We start from the raw sequence: 17699 nt of genomic DNA on the forward strand, positions 1-17699 counted from the left end.
TATTCAGGCGGGGGCGCCGGTATGGGCTGCCATGCCCGCCACACCCGGGCGTGCCTGGCTGCTGCCGGGATTGGCGCAACCGGCAAATATATCCAGCTTGGCGTTGTGCAGGCTGGTCTGCACATCCGTCAGGCCCAGCACGGAGTGAAAGTAGTTGTCGTGGCTGATCCTGCTGCTGCCCAGGGATTGCTGCAGGCAGGCCGTGTTGACACCCATGCGCTGCTGCATCAGCGGCGACAGCCAGGTGATCCAGGGTACATGCTTTTGCACGTCGGGTGCTACGGAGTAGGGCAGGCCGTGCAGATAGATGTTGTTCTCGCCCAGCGATTCGCCGTGGTCGGCCACGTACATCATGGCAGTGGGCTGGCGCTGGCCTTTTTGCTCCAGCCAGCCAATCAGGCCGCCCAGCATCCGATCGGTCGCGACAATGCTGTTGTCGTAGGCGTTGACCAGCGACTCACGGTCGCACGATTGCAGGGCCACATTAGTGCACTCGGGCGCAAATTTCTTGTCCTGGGAAAGCGAGCGCTTGAAGTATGCCGGTCCGTGGCTGCCCATCTGGTGCAGTACCAGCACCACACCGCGCGCACGTTGTTCTACAGGCAGCGCGTCGATGCGATTGTCCAGATCGTCCAGCAGGGCCATGTCGACGCACTCGCCGTCCTTGCAAAGGGCGGCCTGTTCCTGTGGATTCAGGCCAATGGCTTTGCCTGCATCGGCTTTTTCGGGAGCGGATGGCTGATTGCTGGCGGGCAGGGTTGCGGCACTGTGTACGCGCGCGCATACGCCCTTGCAGCCAGACTGGTTGTCTACCCACAGCACGGCGAGGCCAGCGCGTTGCAATACATCCAGCAGGTTTTCGTAGGATTTGCTGCTGTTTTGACCATCTTGCCCCAGGTGCGAGAACATGCATGGCAGCGATACCGCAGTGCTGGTGCCGCAGGACCAGGCGTCCTTGGCTACGATCAGGTCATTGCGGGCAGAAAGCTGGGGCGTGGTCGCGCGGTTATAGCCATACAGGCCAAAGTTGCCCGCACGGCCCGTTTCTCCCACCACCAGCACATAGATGGGGTATTGCGACTGGCCGATGTAGCTGGCGCCCAGCTTGGCATCCTGACCAATGGGGTAAAGCGTGGTGTCACGGCGATGGAATTGCTGCACGCCCAGGCTGCCTGCGGCATACAGCGTGGAAAGCGGATTCATCATGTAGCGCAGCTGTGTGTGGTTGCGCATGGTGGAGGAGATGGGGCGAAAGCCTGCCAGAACCACCAGCACCATGGCCACCACGGCCAGCAGCATGAGCGCGAGCTGGCGCAGCAACGGGCGCCAGCTGGTGTTGCGCTGCAGACTCTGGCGCAGCAACCACCAGGTAGGTGGTATGGCGATGGCCCCTACGGTGACAAAGAGGCTCCAGTGCAGCAGATCGCGTGCTTCGCGCACATCGGTTTGCAGCACGTTGACCAGCATGGACGCGTCAATGGCGATGCCGTAATTGAGCATGAAGTACGCAGCGAACGCCGTCACCCAGCACAGAAGCACCATCACCGGCTTGGATGCACGGCCCCAACTGAGCAGATTCAGGATGGCCCAGCAAGCGAAGGCAATGGCCAGGCCGAGGGCGAGACCCAGTCCCCACGGCTGGGTATTTCCCTGGCCGGAGATGCCTGCAACAGCTTTCCACAAGGCCAGATTGCCGATGCTGGCAAGCCATAGGCTGATGACCAGCGCAACCCACCATACGGGGCGAGCCTGTACCAGGCCTCGGCTGGAGCGCAATGCCAGTTCACCCAATGCGGGCGCATTGCCCGCTATGGAGGGAGGAAGTGCAGCACTGCCGGGGGGGACAATGGATTTACCAGCGAGAGAGAGCAGCCGGGCAAGAAACTTCATCCGCGCATGGTCGCGGGGGGAGCTTAAAGCGGCATTAATGTGTCACAGATATGAAGTTGACCCTTGGCAGTCCCTTGAGCAGGCTATTGCACGGTAGGAGGGGACTGCGTGTTGTACAGGTCAAGAAAAAACCCGCCAGAGGCGGGTTTGTGCTGCGGGTGCACCTCATTATGAGGTGCTGGCAGAGGCAGATCAGCGTTGTGCGATAGGCTTGACGTCGCGCACCACCGAGCCGGTGTACAGCTGGCGAGGACGGCCGATCTTGTACTCGGGGTCTGCCATCTGCTCGTTGAGCTGGGCGATCCAGCCCACGGTGCGGGCCAGGGCAAAAATGCCGGTGAACAGCTTGACAGGGATGCCGATGGCGCGCTGCACGATGCCGGAGTAGAAGTCCACGTTCGGGTACAGCTTGCGCGACACGAAGTAGTCGTCTTCCAAGGCAATCTTTTCCAGCTGCTTGGCCAGGGCGAACAGCGGATCGTTTTCCAGGCCCAGTTCTGCCAGGATCTCGTTGCAGGTTTCCTGCATCAGCTTGGCACGTGGGTCATAGTTTTTGTAGACGCGATGGCCAAAGCCCATCAGCTTGACGCCGCTGTTCTTGTCCTTCACCTGTTCCATGAACTCGCCTACCTTGGCAATACCGCCATTGGCCTGGATGTGTTCCAGCATGTTCAGGCAGGCTTCGTTGGCGCCACCGTGCGCAGGGCCCCACAGGCAGGCCACACCAGCGGAAATGGCGGCAAACGGGTTGGTACCCGACGAGCCGCACAGACGCACGGTGGAGGTCGATGCATTCTGCTCGTGGTCTGCGTGCAGGATGAAAATGCGGTCCAGTGCGCGTTCCACCACGGGGTTGACCTGGTATTCCTCGCAAGGGTTGCCGAACATCATGCGCATGAAATTGCCTGCATACGACAGATCGTTCTTGGGGTACATGTAGGGCTGACCAACGCCATACTTGTACGCCATGGCAACCAGGGTTGGCATCTTGGCGATCAGGCGGATCGCGGCGATGTTGCGGTGCTCAGGGTTGTTGATGTCGGTGCTGTCATGGTAGAAGGCCGACATGCCGCCCACCAGACCGGTCAGCACAGCCATAGGGTGTGCATCACGGCGGAAGCCACGCAGGAAGAACTGCATCTGCTCGTTGACCATCGTGTGCTGGGTCACGGTGTTCTCGAAGTCGGCCTTCTGCTTTTCATTGGGCAATTCGCCGTACAGCAGCAGGTAGCAAGTTTCGAGGTAGTTGCAGCTCTTGGCCAACTGTTCGATAGGGTAGCCACGGTACAGCAGTTCACCCTTGTCGCCATCGATGTACGTGATGGCGGACTGGCAGGCAGCCGTCGAGAGGAAACCTGGGTCATAGGTAAACATGCCGGTCTGGGCATACAGCTTGCGGATGTCGATCACATCCGGGCCGATGCTGCCCTGGTAGACCGGCAGGTCCACGCTTGCTGAGCCATTGCTAAACGATAGCGTGGCTTTGTTGTCTGCTAGTTTCATAACTGGTTCCTTCTCGAGTTAGTCCGCTAGGGATGTGCGGTGTTTTCGGCTGCGCAGCATTCCCAGCACTTCATGAACATCAGGTGTGTCGAGGTTGTCTGTTGGTTCCTTGCGGTTGAGCAGCAAGTCCAACAGATCGTTGTCCGACAGATTCATCAAAGCGGTCAGCCCTTGCGCCTGGCGGACATTCAGGCTTGCTCCATAGGTGTGGAAGAACTGTTCGATGAAGATGTCGTTCTCCACCAGGCCGCGGCGGCTGCGCCAACGCAGCAGATCACGGGCACGTTCATCCAGCAGTTCGTTTTCCATCTTTGCTCTACCCGGTTCTTAGACGGCGCGACGCACCATCAGTTCCTTGATCTTGCCAATGGCCTTCGTAGGGTTGAGGTGCTTGGGGCACACATCCACGCAGTTCATGATGGTATGGCAACGGAACAGTCGGTACGGGTCTTCCAGGTTGTCCAGGCGTTCGCTGGTGTGGTCATCGCGGCTGTCCGCGATGAAGCGGTAGGCCTGCAGCAGACCGGCCGGGCCCACGAACTTGTCGGGGTTCCACCAGAACGATGGGCAGCTGGTCGAGCAGCTGGCGCACAGAATGCATTCATACAGGCCATTGAGCTCTTCGCGCTCTTCGGGTGACTGCAGGCGCTCCTTGTCGTTGGCGACAAAGCTGTCAGCCATCAGGTAGGGCTTGATCGAGTGGTACTGCTTGAAGAACTGGGTCATGTCCACGATCAGGTCGCGGATCACTGGCAGGCCAGGCAGCGGCTTGAGCACAATCTCACCCTTCAAGGTGTTCATGTTGGTCAGGCACGCCAGACCATTCTTGCCGTTGATGTTCATGGCGTCCGAGCCGCAAACGCCTTCACGGCAGGAGCGGCGGAACGAGATGGACGGATCCATCTCCTTGAGCTTGACCAGCGCGTCCAGCAGCATGCGCTCGTGGCCGTCGAGTTCCACCTCGACCGTCTGCATGTAAGGCTTGGCGTCTTTATCGGGGTCGTAACGGTAGATTTTGAAAGTACGCTTCATTTGGGATGTTCTTTCGTGGGCTGCGTGGATTTAGAACGTACGGACCTTGGGAGGTACGGATGGCACGGTCAGAGGCTTGAGCTGGACCGGCTTGTAATCCAGGCTGTTGGAATCGCTGTACCACAGGGTGTGCTTGAGCCAGTCGATGTCATTGCGGCCCAGAGGGTACTTGGGATCGTCGGCAGGATGCTCGTAGTCATCCACGGTGTGGGCGCCACGGCATTCGGTACGGGCAGCAGCAGAAACCATGGTGGCCTGCGCCACTTCGATCAGGTTGGCCACTTCCAGTGCTTCCATGCGGGCCGTGTTCCAGACCTTGGATTTGTCCTTCAAGGTCACACCGCCCACGCGAGCGCGGATCTCGGCAATCTTCTTGACGCCTTCGTCCATGCTCTTTTGCGTGCGGAACACACCTGCGTGCTGCTGCATGCAGTTGCGGATGTCGTTGGCCACGTTCTGCGCATACTCGCCGCTGCTCGATTCGTCGAGCTTGTTGAGGCGCGAGAGCGAGAAGTCGGAAGCGTTTTCAGGCATTTCCTTGAATTCGCCATAGCCATTGACGTAGTTGACGATGTGCTTGCCGGCCGACTTGCCGAACACCAGCAGGTCCAGCAGCGAGTTGGTGCCCAGGCGGTTGGCGCCGTGCACCGACACGCAGGAGCATTCGCCCACGGCGTACAGTCCGTTGACCACGTTGTTCTTCTCGCCATCCCACACCACGACCTGGCCGTTGATGTTGGTAGGAATGCCACCCATCTGGTAGTGGATGGTGGGCACCACGGGGATTGGCTCCTTGGTGATGTCCACGTTGGCAAAGTTGTGGCCGATCTCTTCCACGGACGGCAGGCGCTTGTGGATGGTTTCGGCTCCCAGGTGGGTCATGTCCAGCAGGATGTAGTCCTTGTTGGGACCGCAGCCACGGCCTTCCTTGATTTCCTGGTCCATCGAGCGCGAGACGAAGTCGCGGGGTGCCAGATCCTTCAGGGTGGGCGCATAACGCTCCATGAAGCGTTCGCCTTCGCTGTTGCGCAGAATGGCGCCTTCGCCGCGACACCCTTCGGTCAGCAGCACGCCTGCGCCGGCCACGCCGGTGGGGTGGAACTGCCAGAACTCCATGTCCTGCAGCGGAATGCCGGCGCGTGCCGCCATGCCCAGGCCGTCGCCGGTGTTGATGAACGCGTTGGTCGATGCCTGGAAGATGCGGCCAGCGCCGCCGGTAGCCAGCAGCACGGCCTTGGCGTGCAGCTCATAGAGATCACCGGTTTCCAGCTCCAGCGCGGTCACGCCGACCACGTCGCCCGATTCGTCACGGATCAGATCCAGTGCCATCCACTCCACGAAGAAGTTGGTCTTGGACTTGACGTTCTGCTGGTAGAGCGTGTGCAGCATGGCGTGGCCGGTACGGTCGGCTGCAGCGCAGGCACGTTGCACGGGCTTTTCGCCATGGTTGGCCGTGTGGCCGCCAAATGGACGCTGGTAGATCGTGCCATCGGGATTGCGGTCAAAAGGCATGCCGAAGTGTTCAAGTTCGTACACAACCTTGGGTGCTTCACGGCACATGAACTCGATGGCGTCCTGGTCGCCCAGCCAGTCGGAGCCCTTGATGGTGTCGTAGAAGTGCCATTCCCAGTTGTCCGGCGACATGTTGCCCAGCGATGCGGACACGCCACCCTGCGCCGCCACGGTGTGCGAGCGGGTGGGGAAAACCTTGGACAGTGCAGCAACGGACAGGCCAGCCTTCGACAGCTCCAGTGCAGCGCGCAAGCCAGACCCGCCTGCGCCAACGATGACCACGTCAAACTTGCGTTTGGTGATGTTCTCTTTTGTATAGCTCATTGTTTTCTTTCAATCGCAGGGATCACAGACGCCACAGGACCTGGAGACCCCAGCCGAGGCAGCCAACCAACCACACCAGCACGAACACCTGCAGCACGAGGCGCAGGCCGGCAGGCTGGATGTAGTCCATGAAGATTTCGCGCATGCCCACCCAGGCGTGGTAGGCCAGAGCCACCAGGGTGCCGACGGTGATGAACTTCATCCACTGGTGGGCAAAGATGCCTGCCCACTGCTCGTAGCCGATGGGGCCCTTGATCAGCAGTACCTGCACCAGCAGGGCCACGGTGAACAGCGCCATCAGCAGGCCGGTCACGCGCTGGGCCAGCCAGTCGCGCAAGCCGTAGTGGGCACCTGTCACGACACGCTTGGAGCCGTAATTGACGGACATGGGGAGATCCTTTCTATTCTTTGGTAATGCAATCGCAGGTGATCAGTACAGGCCAAACAGCTTGGCGCCCAGGATCGCGGTGAGGATCAGACTGATCGCAAAGCAGGCGAGGGCCGACGAGCGGCCAAATTCCTTGGTGACCGACTTGTGCGAGACATCCATCCAGATGTGGCGCAGGCCGGCGCAGAAGTGGTGAAGATAGGCCCAGATCAGTGCCAGCACCACCAGCTTGATGAACCAGCCAGCAAAAATGCCGACGCCCGTGTTGAAGGCGGCGGCAAATCGGGCGTAAGAGTATTCCGACGAAATCGAGGTATCGAGCAGCCAGATCACGAATGGCAGCAGCAGGAACATGATCAGACCGCTGGCGCGGTGCAGGATCGACAGCTTGGCAGCCGCGGGCAGGCGATAGGTCGTGAGGTCCGATAGAGGGTTGATATTTCGGAACTCTGGCCGCTTTTTCGTGGTATCTGTCATGGTGAGGATATCTTTCGTGGATGTAACTGCTATGTAATCGGGTTGCTCAAACCGGGAAAATTTTATTGCAATGCAGCGCGAAGGTCTAAGGGTTTCTCATTAAACCCCGGGGTGATCGCTATGACTTGACCGGCGCACTAGCTCAGGGTATTGCTGTAGTGGTGGGTGTCCGTGCGGTAAAGTCCTCGTCGTAATTCCATGGGAACATCGTTATAGGTATAGGCCACGCGCTCCACACTGAGAAGCGGGGTGGCCTGGTCTACTTGCAGAAGCTGGGCCTGCGCTTCGTCCGGTAGCACGGCGCGCAGTTTCTCCTCGGCACGCACCATGCGCACGCCGTATTCCACCTCGAACATGGCATAGGTGGCGCCGGGGTAGTCACGCATCTGCTCGGCAGACAGGCCTTTGAAGTTGCTGCTGGGCAGCCAGAGGTCTTCCAGAATGGTGGGCGTGGATGCCAGAACCAGCACGCGCCGCACGTGGATCAGGGATTCACCCGTGGGGACCTGCAGCAGCTTGCAGATGTCGCTCAGGCCTTTGATGGTACGGCACGAAATGATATTGCGCTGGGTGGGCCCTTCCTCGTTGCGGTCACCGGCATCGGGCAGCAGCCGCAGAAAGCGGTATTGCACATTGCGCTCCGCATGGGTGGCCACAAAAGTGCCCTTGCCCTGGCGGCGTAGCAGCAGATTCTCGGCAGCCAGTTCGTCAATGGCCTTGCGCACGGTCCCCTGGCTGACACGGTAGCGGGCAGCCAGCTCCATTTCGCTGGGAATCATCTCCCCTGGCTTCCAGGCCCCTGCCTGCAGGCTTTGCAGGATCAGGCTCTTGATCTGCTGATAGAGCGGGCTGAATGCCGGTGCGCCGCCACCCACGCTGTCGCCTGCAGGCGTGCTGCTGGTGTCGTTTGCGTTGGGGGTGGAGGATGTCATGCGCTTGTCTCTTCGGAGGCTTAACCTCTCGTGCGCCGCTCGTCGGGCGGCGCCAGTCAGTTCGTATCTGGGATGCACATATTGTAGCAACCGAAGCTGCAATCATATCTTATATAAGACATAAGACAAATTGACTGAGTGATCTGTTCAAGAGTACACTTGCACGTTGTTTACAGGCCTGTAACTGGGATGCTGCCAGCCGTAAAGCGACATGTTTTACCGGTAATGGCCTGGATGGACACCTCTCATCTATTTTCTGGAGTTTTCCCATGAGCAAGAAGCCCGTACGTGTCGCTGTCACCGGCGCCGCTGGTCAAATCGGTTACGCCCTGTTGTTCCGCATCGCTTCCGGCGAAATGCTGGGCAAGGACCAGCCAGTCATCCTGCAATTGCTGGAAATCCCGGACGAAAAGGCCCAGAACGCGCTCAAGGGCGTGATCATGGAGCTGGAAGACTGCGCATTCCCCCTGCTGGCTGGCATCGAAGCCCACAGCGACCCCATGCAGGCTTTCAAGGACACCGACTACGCGCTGCTCGTGGGTGCCCGTCCTCGCGGCCCTGGCATGGAGCGTGCCGACCTGCTGGCCGCCAATGCACAGATCTTCACTGCACAAGGCAAGGCGCTGAACGCCGTGGCTTCGCGCAACGTGAAGGTGCTCGTGGTGGGCAACCCTGCCAACACCAATGCCTACATCGCCATGAAGTCGGCACCTGACCTGCCAGCGAAGAACTTCACCGCCATGCTGCGCCTGGATCACAACCGCGCTGCCTCGCAGCTGGCTGCCAAGGCCGGCTTCAAGGTGGGCGACATCCGCAAGCTGACCGTCTGGGGCAACCACTCGCCCACGATGTATGCCGACTACCGTTTTGCCACCGTGGACGGCAAATCCGTGAAGGAAACCATCAACGACCAGGAATGGAACAAGGACGTGTTCCTGCCCACCGTGGGCAAGCGCGGTGCTGCCATCATCGCCGCTCGCGGCCTGTCGTCGGCAGCCTCTGCCGCCAATGCCGCCATCGACCACATGCGCGACTGGGCCCTGGGCTCCAATGGCGAGTGGGTCACCATGGGCGTGCCTTCCAACGGCGAGTACGGCATCCCTGCCGGCATCGTGTTCGGCTTCCCTGTGACCACCGAAAACGGTGAGTACAAGATCGTGACCGGCCTGGAAATCGATGCCTTCTCGCAAGAGTGCATCAACAAGACCCTGGCCGAGCTGCAAGGCGAGCAGGACGGCGTCAAGCACCTGCTGTAATCTAGCGAGGCAATAGACATGGTTCAGTGGAATGCCCAGCTCTACAGCCGCTTTGAGGACGAGCGTACGCGCCCGGCCGCCGAGCTGCTGGCGCGCGTGCCCTTGGCTGATGATGCGGCGTGTGTCGTGGACATCGGCTGCGGCCCGGGCAATTCCACCGAACTTCTGGCCCGGCGCTTTGTGCATGCGCAGGTGCTGGGTGTCGACAATTCGCAGGACATGCTCACGGCTGCGCGTGCACGTCTTGCGAATGCCCGCTTCGAACTGTCAGATATCGCCAGTTGGCAGCCTGAGAAGATCAATGGCCGCCTGCCTGACCTGATCTTTGCCAATGCTGCACTGCAATGGGTGCCGGATCATGAGCAGCTATTTCCGCGCCTGCTTGGCATGCTGGCGCCCGGTGGCGTGCTGGCCATCCAGATGCCGGACAACCGCGAAGAGCCTACGCACCGCCTGATGCGTGCAGTGGCTGCCGAGCAACCCTGGGCAGACCATATCGGAGACCCGCATGCGGTTCGCACCGATTTGCTCGCCTTGAATGACTACTACGATTTGTTGGCCCGTGGCGCGCAGGTAGATGTGTGGCGCACGGCATACCAGCACCCAATGGACAGTGCCGAGGCCATTGTCCAATGGGTTCGTGGCACCGGACTGCGTCCGTTCCTGGAGCCTTTGAATCCCGAGCTGCAAGCCAGTTTTCTGACCGAATATACGCGCCGCATCGACGCGGCCTACGGCAAGCGCAGCGACGGCAAGCGCCTGCTGGCGTTCCCTCGCTTGTTTTTGGTGGCCAAGCGCCCCAACTGATGTCTGATATGAGCGTTTCTGCCATCCATCCTGCACAGGTTCTGCTCGGCGCCCAGGGCGGCGCCCTGAGTTTGCCGGTGTGCGACCACTACAGCGGCGTGGAAGAGCGCATGCGCAAAAGCTTGGCCTTGCAGGCAGAAATGGCGGCCGAGTTTGGCCGTTGCGTGTTCGATGTGACCCTGGACTGTGAAGACGGCGCTGCCGTCGGGCAGGAAAAGGAACATGCGCGGCTCGTCGTATCGCTGGCCAATGGCGCCGCACCGGGGGCTCGTGTGGCTGCACGCGTGCATGCGGTGGATCATCCGTCGTTTGCCGATGACATCGCCATGATTGCAGGCGAAGCGGGCCACAGGCTCTGCCACATCATGCTGCCCAAGGTGGAATCGGTGGACGATGTGGTGCAGGCGGAAAAGCTGCTCCAGCGTGCGACCGGTGCAGATGTGCCACTGCATGTCCTGATCGAATCGCCGCAGGCGGTGCACCGCGCTTTTGAGATCGCAGCGCACCCGCGCGTGCAGAGCATCAGCTTCGGGCTGATGGATTTTGTGTCTGCACACGGCGGCGCGATCCCTTCCAGCGCCATGGGCGTGCAGGGGCAATTCACGCATCCGCTCGTGGTGCGGGCCAAGCTCGAAATTGCTGCTGCCTGCCATGCCTATGGCAAGGTGCCGTCGCATTGTGTGGTAACAGAGTTTAAAAATCCTGACGCGATGCAGCAGGCTGCCCACAGGGCGGCCAGCGAGTTTGGCTATACGCGCATGTGGAGCATTCACCCCGCACAGATTCGCCCGATCCTGCAGGCATTTGCGCCGGCAGAGGCAGAAGTCGCACTGGCTGCACGCATTGTGCGGGCGGCGGCCGATGCGCAGTGGGCCCCCATCAGTGTGGATGGAGTGTTACACGATCGCGCCAGTTATCGTTACTTTTGGCAAGTTTTGGAGCGGGCTGCGCAAACCGGCTGTCCTTTGCCGAGTACAGTGCGGGAGTGGCTGTAACCAGATCCGGTCAGCCCTTTCCCTGTTTCTTGCGTTGTATCGCGGGAGTTATTGTTATGAAAAATCGCGTGATTTCGTTGTTGGTGCTGGCTCCTGCGCTGGCCTTGGTTCAAGTGGGTGCACAGGCTGCAGAAAAGAAGCCCGCCAAGCCTGCCGCCGCTACGGCCAAGAAGGCCGCAGCCCCTGCCAAGAAAACGACTGCCAAAAAATCCACCGCCAAGAAGGGTGCAGCGGTTGCCGCTGGCGCTGCTGGTGCAGTAGCCGTCGGCTCTGCCGCCGCCATTCCGACCCAGCAGACGCTCACGCCAGCCGAGCTGGCCATTGCCGAGCAGGTGTACCAGGGCCGCATCAGCTGCGAACTGGGTGCTTCGGTCAGCATTGCCAAGGACTCGGTCAACCCCGGCTACTTCTTTGTGGAAGGCAAGGGCTTCAAGTACCACATGTCGCCTGTTTCCACCTCCACCGGCACGGTGCGTCTGGAAGATGCCAAGGCAGGTGCGATGTGGCTGCAGGTGGCCAACAAATCCATGCTCATCAACCGCAAGCTGGGCCAGCGCATGGCTGACGAATGCATGAGCCCAGAGCAAAACCAGGTGGCTGAAGCCATCAAGAAAAACCCCCCCGCCGCCTTGTTTGAAGGCAACGGCCGCTGATCCCTGTCAGCGGCGCGGATGCAGCAGGCACGGCGCGCCCCACCATTGAAATAGAGAACCGGAGTAAGTATGTTGAAAGCCTACCGCGACCATGTGGCTGAACGCGCCGCACTGGGCATTCCCCCGCTGCCCTTGGATGCCAAGCAGGTTGCCGAGCTGATCGAGCTGATCAAGAACCCTCCCGCTGGTGAAGACGCTTTCCTGCTGGATTTGCTGACCCACCGCGTGCCCCCGGGCGTGGACGATGCCGCCAAGGTCAAGGCGTCCTTCCTGGCAGCGGTTGCGCATGGCGACATCAAGGTTGGCCTGATCTCCAAGGCCAAGGCGACCGAATTGCTGGGCACCATGGTGGGTGGCTACAATGTGCAGCCGCTGATCGAATTGCTGGACGATGCCGAAGTCGCCACGGTGGCCGCCGATGCGCTCAAGAAGACCTTGTTGATGTTCGATTACTTCAACGACGTCGCCACCAAGGCCAAGGCTGGCAATGCCAAGGCGAAGGAAGTGATGCAGAGCTGGGCCGATGCCGAATGGTTCACCTCGCGCCCCAAGGTTGAGGAAAAGATCACTGTCACCGTGTTCAAGGTGCCTGGCGAAACCAACACCGACGATCTGTCGCCAGCACCCGATGCCTGGAGCCGCCCCGACATTCCGCTGCACTACCTGGCGATGCTGAAGAACACCCGCCCCGACGCGGCCTTCAAGCCCGAGGAAGACGGCAAGCGCGGCCCGATGCAGTTCATTGACGACCTGAAGAAAAAGGGCCACCTCGTTGCCTACGTGGGCGATGTGGTCGGCACCGGCTCTTCCCGCAAGTCGGCCACCAACTCCATCATCTGGGCGACCGGCATGGACATTCCCTTCGTGCCCAACAAGCGCTTCGGTGGTGTGACGCTGGGCGGCAAGATTGCGCCGATTTTCTTCAACACGCAGGAAGACTCCGGCTCGCTGCCGATCGAAGTCGATGTCTCGAAGATGGAAATGGGCGATGTGCTCGACGTCTTCCCGTACGAAGGCAAGGTCGAGAAGAACGGTGCCAAGATCGCCGACTTCGCCCTCAAGAGCGATGTGCTGCTCGATGAAGTGCAAGCCGGTGGCCGTATCAACCTGATTATTGGCCGTTCGCTGACCGCCAAGGCTCGCGAGACGCTGGGCCTGCCTGCATCCACCGCTTTCCGCCTGCCGCAAGCCCCTGCTGCTTCCAATGCAGGCTTCACGCTGGCGCAGAAGATGGTCGGCCGTGCATGTGGTCTGCCAGAAGGCCAGGGCATTCGTCCCGGTACCTACTGCGAGCCTCGCATGACCACCGTGGGTTCGCAAGACACCACCGGCCCGATGACCCGCGATGAGCTCAAGGACCTGGCTTGCCTGGGCTTCTCGGCTGACATGGTGATGCAGTCCTTCTGCCACACCGCAGCCTACCCCAAGCCCGTGGACGTGAAAACCCACCGCGAACTGCCTGCCTTCATCTCCAACCGTGGCGGCGTGGCCCTGCGTCCTGGTGACGGCGTGATCCACAGCTGGCTCAACCGCCTGCTGCTGCCCGATACCGTGGGCACCGGCGGCGACTCGCACACGCGTTTCCCCATCGGCATCTCGTTCCCCGCAGGCTCGGGCCTGGTGGCCTTCGGTGCTGCCACCGGCGTGATGCCTCTGGACATGCCTGAATCTGTGCTGGTGCGCTTCAAGGGCGAAATGCAGCCCGGCGTGACGCTGCGCGATCTAGTGCACGCAATTCCTCTGTACGCCATCAAGGCAGGTCTGCTGACCGTGGCCAAGGCTGGCAAGAAGAACATCTTCTCGGGCAAGGTTCTCGAAATCGAAGGTCTGCCCGATCTGAAGGTGGAGCAGGCATTCGAGCTGTCCGACGCCTCGGCAGAGCGCTCGGCTGCTGGCTGCACGATCAAGCTCAACCCCGAGCCAATCAAGGAGTACCTGACCTCGAACATCGTTCTGATGAAGAACATGATCGCCGACGGTTACGCCGACGCCAAGACCCTGCAGCGCCGCATTGAGAAGGTGGAAGCCTGGCTTGCCACGCCCGACCTGCTCGAAGCCGACAAGGACGCCGAGTACGCCGCCGTGATCGAGATCGATCTGGCCGACATCAAGGAGCCTATCGTCTGCTGCCCCAACGATCCGGACGACGCCAAGTTCCTGTCCGAAGTGGCCGGTACCAAGATTGATGAAGCCTTCATCGGTTCGTGCATGACCAACATCGGCCACTTCCGCGCTGCAGCCAAGCTGCTGGGCGGCCAGCGTGACATCCCCGTCAAGCTGTGGGTGGCACCGCCAACCAAGATGGACCAGAGCGAGCTGATCAAGGAAGGCCACTACGCTGCCTTCGGCACCGCTGGTGCTCGTACCGAAATGCCCGGCTGCTCGCTGTGCATGGGCAACCAGGCACAGGTGCGCGAAGGTGCGACGGTGATCTCCACCTCCACCCGCAACTTCCCCAACCGCCTGGGCAAGAACACCAACGTGTTCCTGGGCTCGGCCGAACTGGCTGCCATTGCATCGCGCATCGGCAAGCTGCCTACCAAGGAAGAGTACCTGCAGGAAATGGGCGTGATCGATGCCGACAAGGCCTCGGTGTACCGCTACATGAACTTCAACGAAATCTCCGAATACGCAGAAGTCGCAGAGAAGGTCTGATGCCCGGCAGCCTGAGGGCTGCTGAAGCACGAGGCTGCATTTGCCACCCCCCTAGAAAACCCCGCCAGATGATGTCTGGCGGGGTTTTTTCATTGCATCGGCAGGAGTGCTGCGTTCGGCCCGCGCAGCCCGGGCGATCAGGCGTCGGGAGCGCCGTCCGCAGCCTGCATGGCGGCACGCATGTCCGCCAGGGCCGTTTTGGTTGCGGCATCCGCAGGAAAGAAGGATTCGACCGCCAGCTCCTGCAGGGTCACATCCACCGGCGTGCCGAAGATGGTGATGGTGCTGATGAAGCTCAGCTTTCCCAAAGCGGTGTGCAGCTCGAAGGGTACGGCAATGTGGCTGCCGGGGGCTGACCCGTGCGAGGCATCATCGCCGCCCTGGCAGGGGTAGGCGGCGATTTCATCATGCAGGGCCTGCAACTGGCCGTCGGCCGTTGCTGCAATCTGTTGTTGCAGGCGGTGCAGCAGGTGGGCGCGCCACGCTCCGGCATTGGCCAGGCGCGGGCCCAGCCCGTCGGGGTGGAGGCTCAGGCGCAGAACATTCACCGGGGGCTCCAGCAGGTGCGGCGCAACGCCTTCGAGCAGCAGCGGCACGATGGCATTGGCGGCCACCAGATTCCAGTGCCGGTCCACCGCGAGCGCGGGGTTGGGCTCATGGCCCTGGAGCACCAGTTCCACGGCCTGGCGTGCGGCCGCCAGATCGGGGTGGTCAAGCGGGCGCGCCTGGTACATGGGCGCAAAGCCCGCAGCAACCAGCAGCGCATTGCGCTCGCGCAGCGGCACCGACAGGCGCTCGGCCAGACGCAGCACCATCTCGCGGCTGGGCTGCGCGCGGCCGGTTTCCACATAGCTCAGGTGCCGGGTCGAAATATCGGCTTCCAGCGCCAGGCCTTGTTGGCTCAACCGGCGGTGCTGGCGCCAGTGGCGCAGGTGCTCGCCAAATGGGGCGCGGGCACCTGGTGGCGCAGTGGATGCAGGAGTCGCATGAAAGGAGGGCGCAGTGCTGGTGTTCATGCCTGCATCGTAGTGGCAAGCGGGGAGGGCGGGCCATGACCTGCGAGGTTATCGACGCAGTGCACGCAGATGGGAACCATGGAGCCCTGCAGCCGGTACTGGACTGGCCGCAGACCTTCTTCATTCAACAGGAGTCTTTCATGTCCGTCTTTGCTTCTCCCCGGTTCTTGCCCCGTGTGATGTGGGCCGATGCAGCGTCCTGTGCGGGTACAGGTATTGCCCAGCTGGCTTTTACGCAGCCGCTCGCCCGCTTGACGGGCCTGCCTCCATTCTTGCTGGCCGGGACGGGCCTCTTTCTGCTGGCCTATGCCTTGGCTGCAGGCTGGATGGCGCGGCGCCAGCCAGTGCCGCGCACGCTGGTCGGGCTGGTCGCCGTGGGCAACCTGGGCTGGGCGCTGGCTTGTGCAGCCCTGGTTCTGGGCTCCAGCCTGGTATTGAGCGGCTGGGGCGTGGCATGGGTGGCGGTGCAGGCGGTTGTTGTGCTGGCCCTGGCCGATCTGCAGTGGATGGGGCTGCGCGCCACGCGGCAGGCAGCAATGCCGGGTCAGCGGGCGGTTGCCTGAACTGCCGCCAGAGGCCACCCCACTTGACTCGCAGGCAGCTGGAAGCAGGAGCCCAGCCTCCACGCTGGGCCTGCTAGCAAGGCATCAATGCAGCTTGACTTCAAAAAACGCTTCTTCCACCGCGATGTCGCGAAAGCCGGCAAACCGGGCGCGCTCAAAGGCCTTGAGCCAGCTGCGGGCTAATTGCTCCTGGCCGGGGTTGATCTCATCAGCGCCTTCTGCAGCGCTGCTCCACGCTTCCCATGCCTCCACCAACGCTTGTTCCGAAGGGAACTGGCGCTGCAGCTCTTTGACAAAACGCGCTTCTGCCTTGCTGCGCAGCGCCGGTTCAATGCCCTGGCAATCCTGCAGGTGGGCTTCGATCAGGGTGACAGTTTCCATGGATGAATATCTGTATATAAAAACAGTATTGAGTATCTTATGAAACTGTTTATTTGTACAGGTATTTTGTGCGAATTGTTTCGCTGCATCCGCAGAAGAGGGTGTTGCATGGCATGTAGCCCGCCAGGCCCAAGCACAGAAACCGGCGGGAAAAACGCTGCCGGTCCTGAATTAAAACGCTATGAAAATGATAGTTGAAGTGCGCACTGTATAAGCACTAGTGGGTAGTTTTGCTTGGATGAGGGTACCCGTGCCTTTGGCTGCTATACCTTGCCTTTGCCAATGGCGCTGACGGCTGCGCGCAAGTTGTGCAGCAGGTCCTCCACCAGTGCGTTGTCCGGCTGGCTGCGCCAGATTGCCAGCAGTTCGGACACGGGGTGTTGGCCCTGCAGCGGTCTGAATACGACCCGTGGCATGCCCACGCGCTGCAGGGCAGCGGGTACGATGGCGGTTCCCTGGCCGTGGGAGACCAGCGACAGCACCGACAGCCAGTGCCGCACCTCGTGGCGAATCTCCGGGGCAAAGCCATGGGCCATGCACATCTGGTAGATGCGCTGGTGGTAGACCGGCGAGACGGCGCTGGAAAAGAGAATCAAGCGCTCGTTCTTCAGGCGCGCCAGATCAATTTCCGGCTCCTTCGCCAATGCGTGGCCTTCGGGCAGGCAGGCGACGAAGGCCTCCTCCATCAGCAGCTGGCTGGCAATGCCTTCGGGCAGCAGAATGCTGTGCACCAGGCCCAGGTCAAGCCGTCCCTGCTGCAGGCCCTGCACCTGCTCGGCACTGTTGAGTTCGAGCATGTCCACGCGCACCTGCGGGTGCTGCGTCTGAAAGGCTGCCAGCGCCTGTGGCACGCCACGGTACAGGGCCGATCCGACGAACCCGAGCCGCAGGTGGCCGCGCACGCCGTGGCCCACATCACGCGTCTCCTGCACTGCCTGCTGGGACAGCGTCAGCAATTGCCGCGCACGAGGCAGCAGGTGCTCGCCCGCAGGCGTCAGGCGCACGCCCTTGCTGGTGCGCTCGAACAGCTGGGCACCAATCTCCTCTTCCAGCTGCTTGATGGCTACCGACAGCGGCGGCTGCGATATGGACAGGCGCCTGGCCGCGCGGCTGAAATGCAGTTCTTCGGCGAGGGTTGCGAAGTAGTTGAGAAGGCGCAGTTCCATGCTGTCTCCTTTAATCTGGGCTCCTCCGTCCACGGTTGGTTCCATGGCTCTGGGACGCTATTAATATTTAATATGTATCGATCAAGATTTTAATAATATTTGACGCGAATCGGTCAGGGTGCTGAAATTCAGCGATCAAACACAGGCTG

At 61.1% G+C, this 17699-nt stretch carries 17 protein-coding genes; 6 read left to right on the plus strand and 11 right to left on the minus strand.

The features are described 5' to 3' along the window. Positions 1-3: 3 nt before the first annotated feature. The 8 genes from LAD35_RS06355 to LAD35_RS06390 form a co-directional block, all read right to left on the minus strand. A complete protein-coding gene (locus LAD35_RS06355) occupies positions 4-1890 on the minus strand; it encodes a phosphoethanolamine transferase (protein ID WP_224151864.1) in 1887 nt (628 codons plus the stop codon). A 192-nt stretch (positions 1891-2082) separates the two neighbouring features. Then, positions 2083-3393 carry a citrate synthase gene (locus LAD35_RS06360; RefSeq protein ID WP_224151865.1) on the minus strand — a complete coding sequence of 437 codons (1311 nt, stop codon included), beginning with the start codon at positions 3391-3393 and terminating at the stop codon, positions 2083-2085. 18 nt (positions 3394-3411) lie between these two features. Then, the gene (locus tag LAD35_RS06365) at positions 3412-3702 is read right to left on the minus strand and encodes an FAD assembly factor SdhE (protein WP_224151866.1); all 291 of its coding nucleotides are present in this window, start codon (positions 3700-3702) and stop codon (positions 3412-3414) included. An 18-nt stretch (positions 3703-3720) separates the two neighbouring features. Continuing rightward, the gene (locus LAD35_RS06370; RefSeq protein ID WP_224151867.1) at positions 3721-4425 is read right to left on the minus strand and encodes a succinate dehydrogenase iron-sulfur subunit; all 705 of its coding nucleotides are present in this window, start codon (positions 4423-4425) and stop codon (positions 3721-3723) included. Between the two features lie 30 nt (positions 4426-4455). Beyond that, positions 4456-6261, minus strand: a complete 1806-nt coding sequence (gene sdhA / locus LAD35_RS06375; protein ID WP_224151868.1) for a succinate dehydrogenase flavoprotein subunit — start codon at positions 6259-6261, stop codon at positions 4456-4458. Between the two features lie 22 nt (positions 6262-6283). Beyond that, positions 6284-6649 carry a succinate dehydrogenase, hydrophobic membrane anchor protein gene (sdhD, locus tag LAD35_RS06380; protein WP_224151869.1) on the minus strand — a complete coding sequence of 122 codons (366 nt, stop codon included), beginning with the start codon at positions 6647-6649 and terminating at the stop codon, positions 6284-6286. 42 nt (positions 6650-6691) lie between these two features. Then, on the minus strand, positions 6692-7126 hold the full coding sequence (gene sdhC, locus LAD35_RS06385; protein ID WP_224151870.1) for a succinate dehydrogenase, cytochrome b556 subunit: 435 nt from the start codon (positions 7124-7126) through the stop codon (positions 6692-6694). A 137-nt stretch (positions 7127-7263) separates the two neighbouring features. Continuing rightward, the gene (locus tag LAD35_RS06390) at positions 7264-8058 is read right to left on the minus strand and encodes a GntR family transcriptional regulator (protein WP_224151871.1); all 795 of its coding nucleotides are present in this window, start codon (positions 8056-8058) and stop codon (positions 7264-7266) included. A 269-nt stretch (positions 8059-8327) separates the two neighbouring features. Here LAD35_RS06390 and LAD35_RS06395 point away from each other — a divergent pair, with 269 nt between their 5' ends. From LAD35_RS06395 to acnB, 5 genes are all read left to right on the plus strand, one after another. Further along, the gene (locus tag LAD35_RS06395) at positions 8328-9314 is read left to right on the plus strand and encodes a malate dehydrogenase (protein ID WP_224151872.1); all 987 of its coding nucleotides are present in this window, start codon (positions 8328-8330) and stop codon (positions 9312-9314) included. A gap of 18 nt (positions 9315-9332) precedes the next feature. Next, positions 9333-10121, plus strand: a complete 789-nt coding sequence (gene tam, locus LAD35_RS06400; RefSeq protein ID WP_224151873.1) for a trans-aconitate 2-methyltransferase — start codon at positions 9333-9335, stop codon at positions 10119-10121. 8 nt (positions 10122-10129) lie between these two features. Then, the gene (locus LAD35_RS06405; RefSeq protein ID WP_224151874.1) at positions 10130-11116 is read left to right on the plus strand and encodes an HpcH/HpaI aldolase/citrate lyase family protein; all 987 of its coding nucleotides are present in this window, start codon (positions 10130-10132) and stop codon (positions 11114-11116) included. 56 nt (positions 11117-11172) lie between these two features. Next, positions 11173-11769, plus strand: a complete 597-nt coding sequence (locus LAD35_RS06410) for a hypothetical protein (RefSeq protein WP_224151875.1) — start codon at positions 11173-11175, stop codon at positions 11767-11769. A gap of 69 nt (positions 11770-11838) precedes the next feature. Continuing rightward, positions 11839-14424 (plus strand): bifunctional aconitate hydratase 2/2-methylisocitrate dehydratase, encoded by a 2586-nt coding sequence (acnB, locus tag LAD35_RS06415; protein WP_224151876.1) that lies wholly within the window; start codon positions 11839-11841, stop codon positions 14422-14424. A 137-nt stretch (positions 14425-14561) separates the two neighbouring features. Here acnB and LAD35_RS06420 read toward each other — a convergent pair whose 3' ends face one another. Further along, positions 14562-15440, minus strand: coding sequence for a helix-turn-helix domain-containing protein (locus LAD35_RS06420; RefSeq protein WP_224151877.1), 879 nt, complete (start codon positions 15438-15440; stop codon positions 14562-14564). A 140-nt stretch (positions 15441-15580) separates the two neighbouring features. Between LAD35_RS06420 and LAD35_RS06425 the strand changes: the two genes are divergently transcribed. Continuing rightward, positions 15581-16003, plus strand: coding sequence for a hypothetical protein (locus LAD35_RS06425; protein ID WP_224152603.1), 423 nt, complete (start codon positions 15581-15583; stop codon positions 16001-16003). 84 nt (positions 16004-16087) lie between these two features. On the opposite strand, the gene LAD35_RS06430 is transcribed toward LAD35_RS06425, so the two are convergent. Together LAD35_RS06430 and LAD35_RS06435 are read right to left on the minus strand one after the other, a co-directional pair. Continuing rightward, positions 16088-16384 carry a hypothetical protein gene (locus LAD35_RS06430; RefSeq protein WP_224151878.1) on the minus strand — a complete coding sequence of 99 codons (297 nt, stop codon included), beginning with the start codon at positions 16382-16384 and terminating at the stop codon, positions 16088-16090. A gap of 263 nt (positions 16385-16647) precedes the next feature. Further along, positions 16648-17550 (minus strand): LysR family transcriptional regulator, encoded by a 903-nt coding sequence (locus tag LAD35_RS06435; RefSeq protein WP_224151879.1) that lies wholly within the window; start codon positions 17548-17550, stop codon positions 16648-16650. Positions 17551-17699: the final 149 nt, after the last annotated feature.

The organism is Comamonas odontotermitis, from assembly GCF_020080045.1.
In the GTDB taxonomy this organism is placed as follows: domain Bacteria; phylum Pseudomonadota; class Gammaproteobacteria; order Burkholderiales; family Burkholderiaceae_C; genus Comamonas; species Comamonas odontotermitis.

What these genes read in the sequence shown, in the direction of transcription:
- LAD35_RS06425 (WP_224152603.1), top strand. Translation starts at nt 15,581, where the DNA reads ATGTCCGTCTTTGCTTCTCCCCGGTTCTTGCCCCGTGTGATGTGGGCC.
- LAD35_RS06405 (WP_224151874.1), top strand. Translation starts at nt 10,130, where the DNA reads ATGAGCGTTTCTGCCATCCATCCTGCACAGGTTCTGCTCGGCGCCCAG.
- LAD35_RS06355 (WP_224151864.1), bottom strand. Translation starts at nt 1,890, where the DNA reads ATGAAGTTTCTTGCCCGGCTGCTCTCTCTCGCTGGTAAATCCATTGTC.
- sdhC (WP_224151870.1), bottom strand. Translation starts at nt 7,126, where the DNA reads ATGACAGATACCACGAAAAAGCGGCCAGAGTTCCGAAATATCAACCCT.
- LAD35_RS06420 (WP_224151877.1), bottom strand. Translation starts at nt 15,440, where the DNA reads ATGAACACCAGCACTGCGCCCTCCTTTCATGCGACTCCTGCATCCACT.
- LAD35_RS06430 (WP_224151878.1), bottom strand. Translation starts at nt 16,384, where the DNA reads ATGGAAACTGTCACCCTGATCGAAGCCCACCTGCAGGATTGCCAGGGC.
- acnB (WP_224151876.1), top strand. Translation starts at nt 11,839, where the DNA reads ATGTTGAAAGCCTACCGCGACCATGTGGCTGAACGCGCCGCACTGGGC.
- LAD35_RS06435 (WP_224151879.1), bottom strand. Translation starts at nt 17,550, where the DNA reads ATGGAACTGCGCCTTCTCAACTACTTCGCAACCCTCGCCGAAGAACTG.
- sdhA (WP_224151868.1), bottom strand. Translation starts at nt 6,261, where the DNA reads ATGAGCTATACAAAAGAGAACATCACCAAACGCAAGTTTGACGTGGTC.
- LAD35_RS06360 (WP_224151865.1), bottom strand. Translation starts at nt 3,393, where the DNA reads ATGAAACTAGCAGACAACAAAGCCACGCTATCGTTTAGCAATGGCTCA.
- LAD35_RS06395 (WP_224151872.1), top strand. Translation starts at nt 8,328, where the DNA reads ATGAGCAAGAAGCCCGTACGTGTCGCTGTCACCGGCGCCGCTGGTCAA.
- LAD35_RS06390 (WP_224151871.1), bottom strand. Translation starts at nt 8,058, where the DNA reads ATGACATCCTCCACCCCCAACGCAAACGACACCAGCAGCACGCCTGCA.
- LAD35_RS06365 (WP_224151866.1), bottom strand. Translation starts at nt 3,702, where the DNA reads ATGGAAAACGAACTGCTGGATGAACGTGCCCGTGATCTGCTGCGTTGG.
- sdhD (WP_224151869.1), bottom strand. Translation starts at nt 6,649, where the DNA reads ATGTCCGTCAATTACGGCTCCAAGCGTGTCGTGACAGGTGCCCACTAC.
- tam (WP_224151873.1), top strand. Translation starts at nt 9,333, where the DNA reads ATGGTTCAGTGGAATGCCCAGCTCTACAGCCGCTTTGAGGACGAGCGT.
- LAD35_RS06410 (WP_224151875.1), top strand. Translation starts at nt 11,173, where the DNA reads ATGAAAAATCGCGTGATTTCGTTGTTGGTGCTGGCTCCTGCGCTGGCC.
- LAD35_RS06370 (WP_224151867.1), bottom strand. Translation starts at nt 4,425, where the DNA reads ATGAAGCGTACTTTCAAAATCTACCGTTACGACCCCGATAAAGACGCC.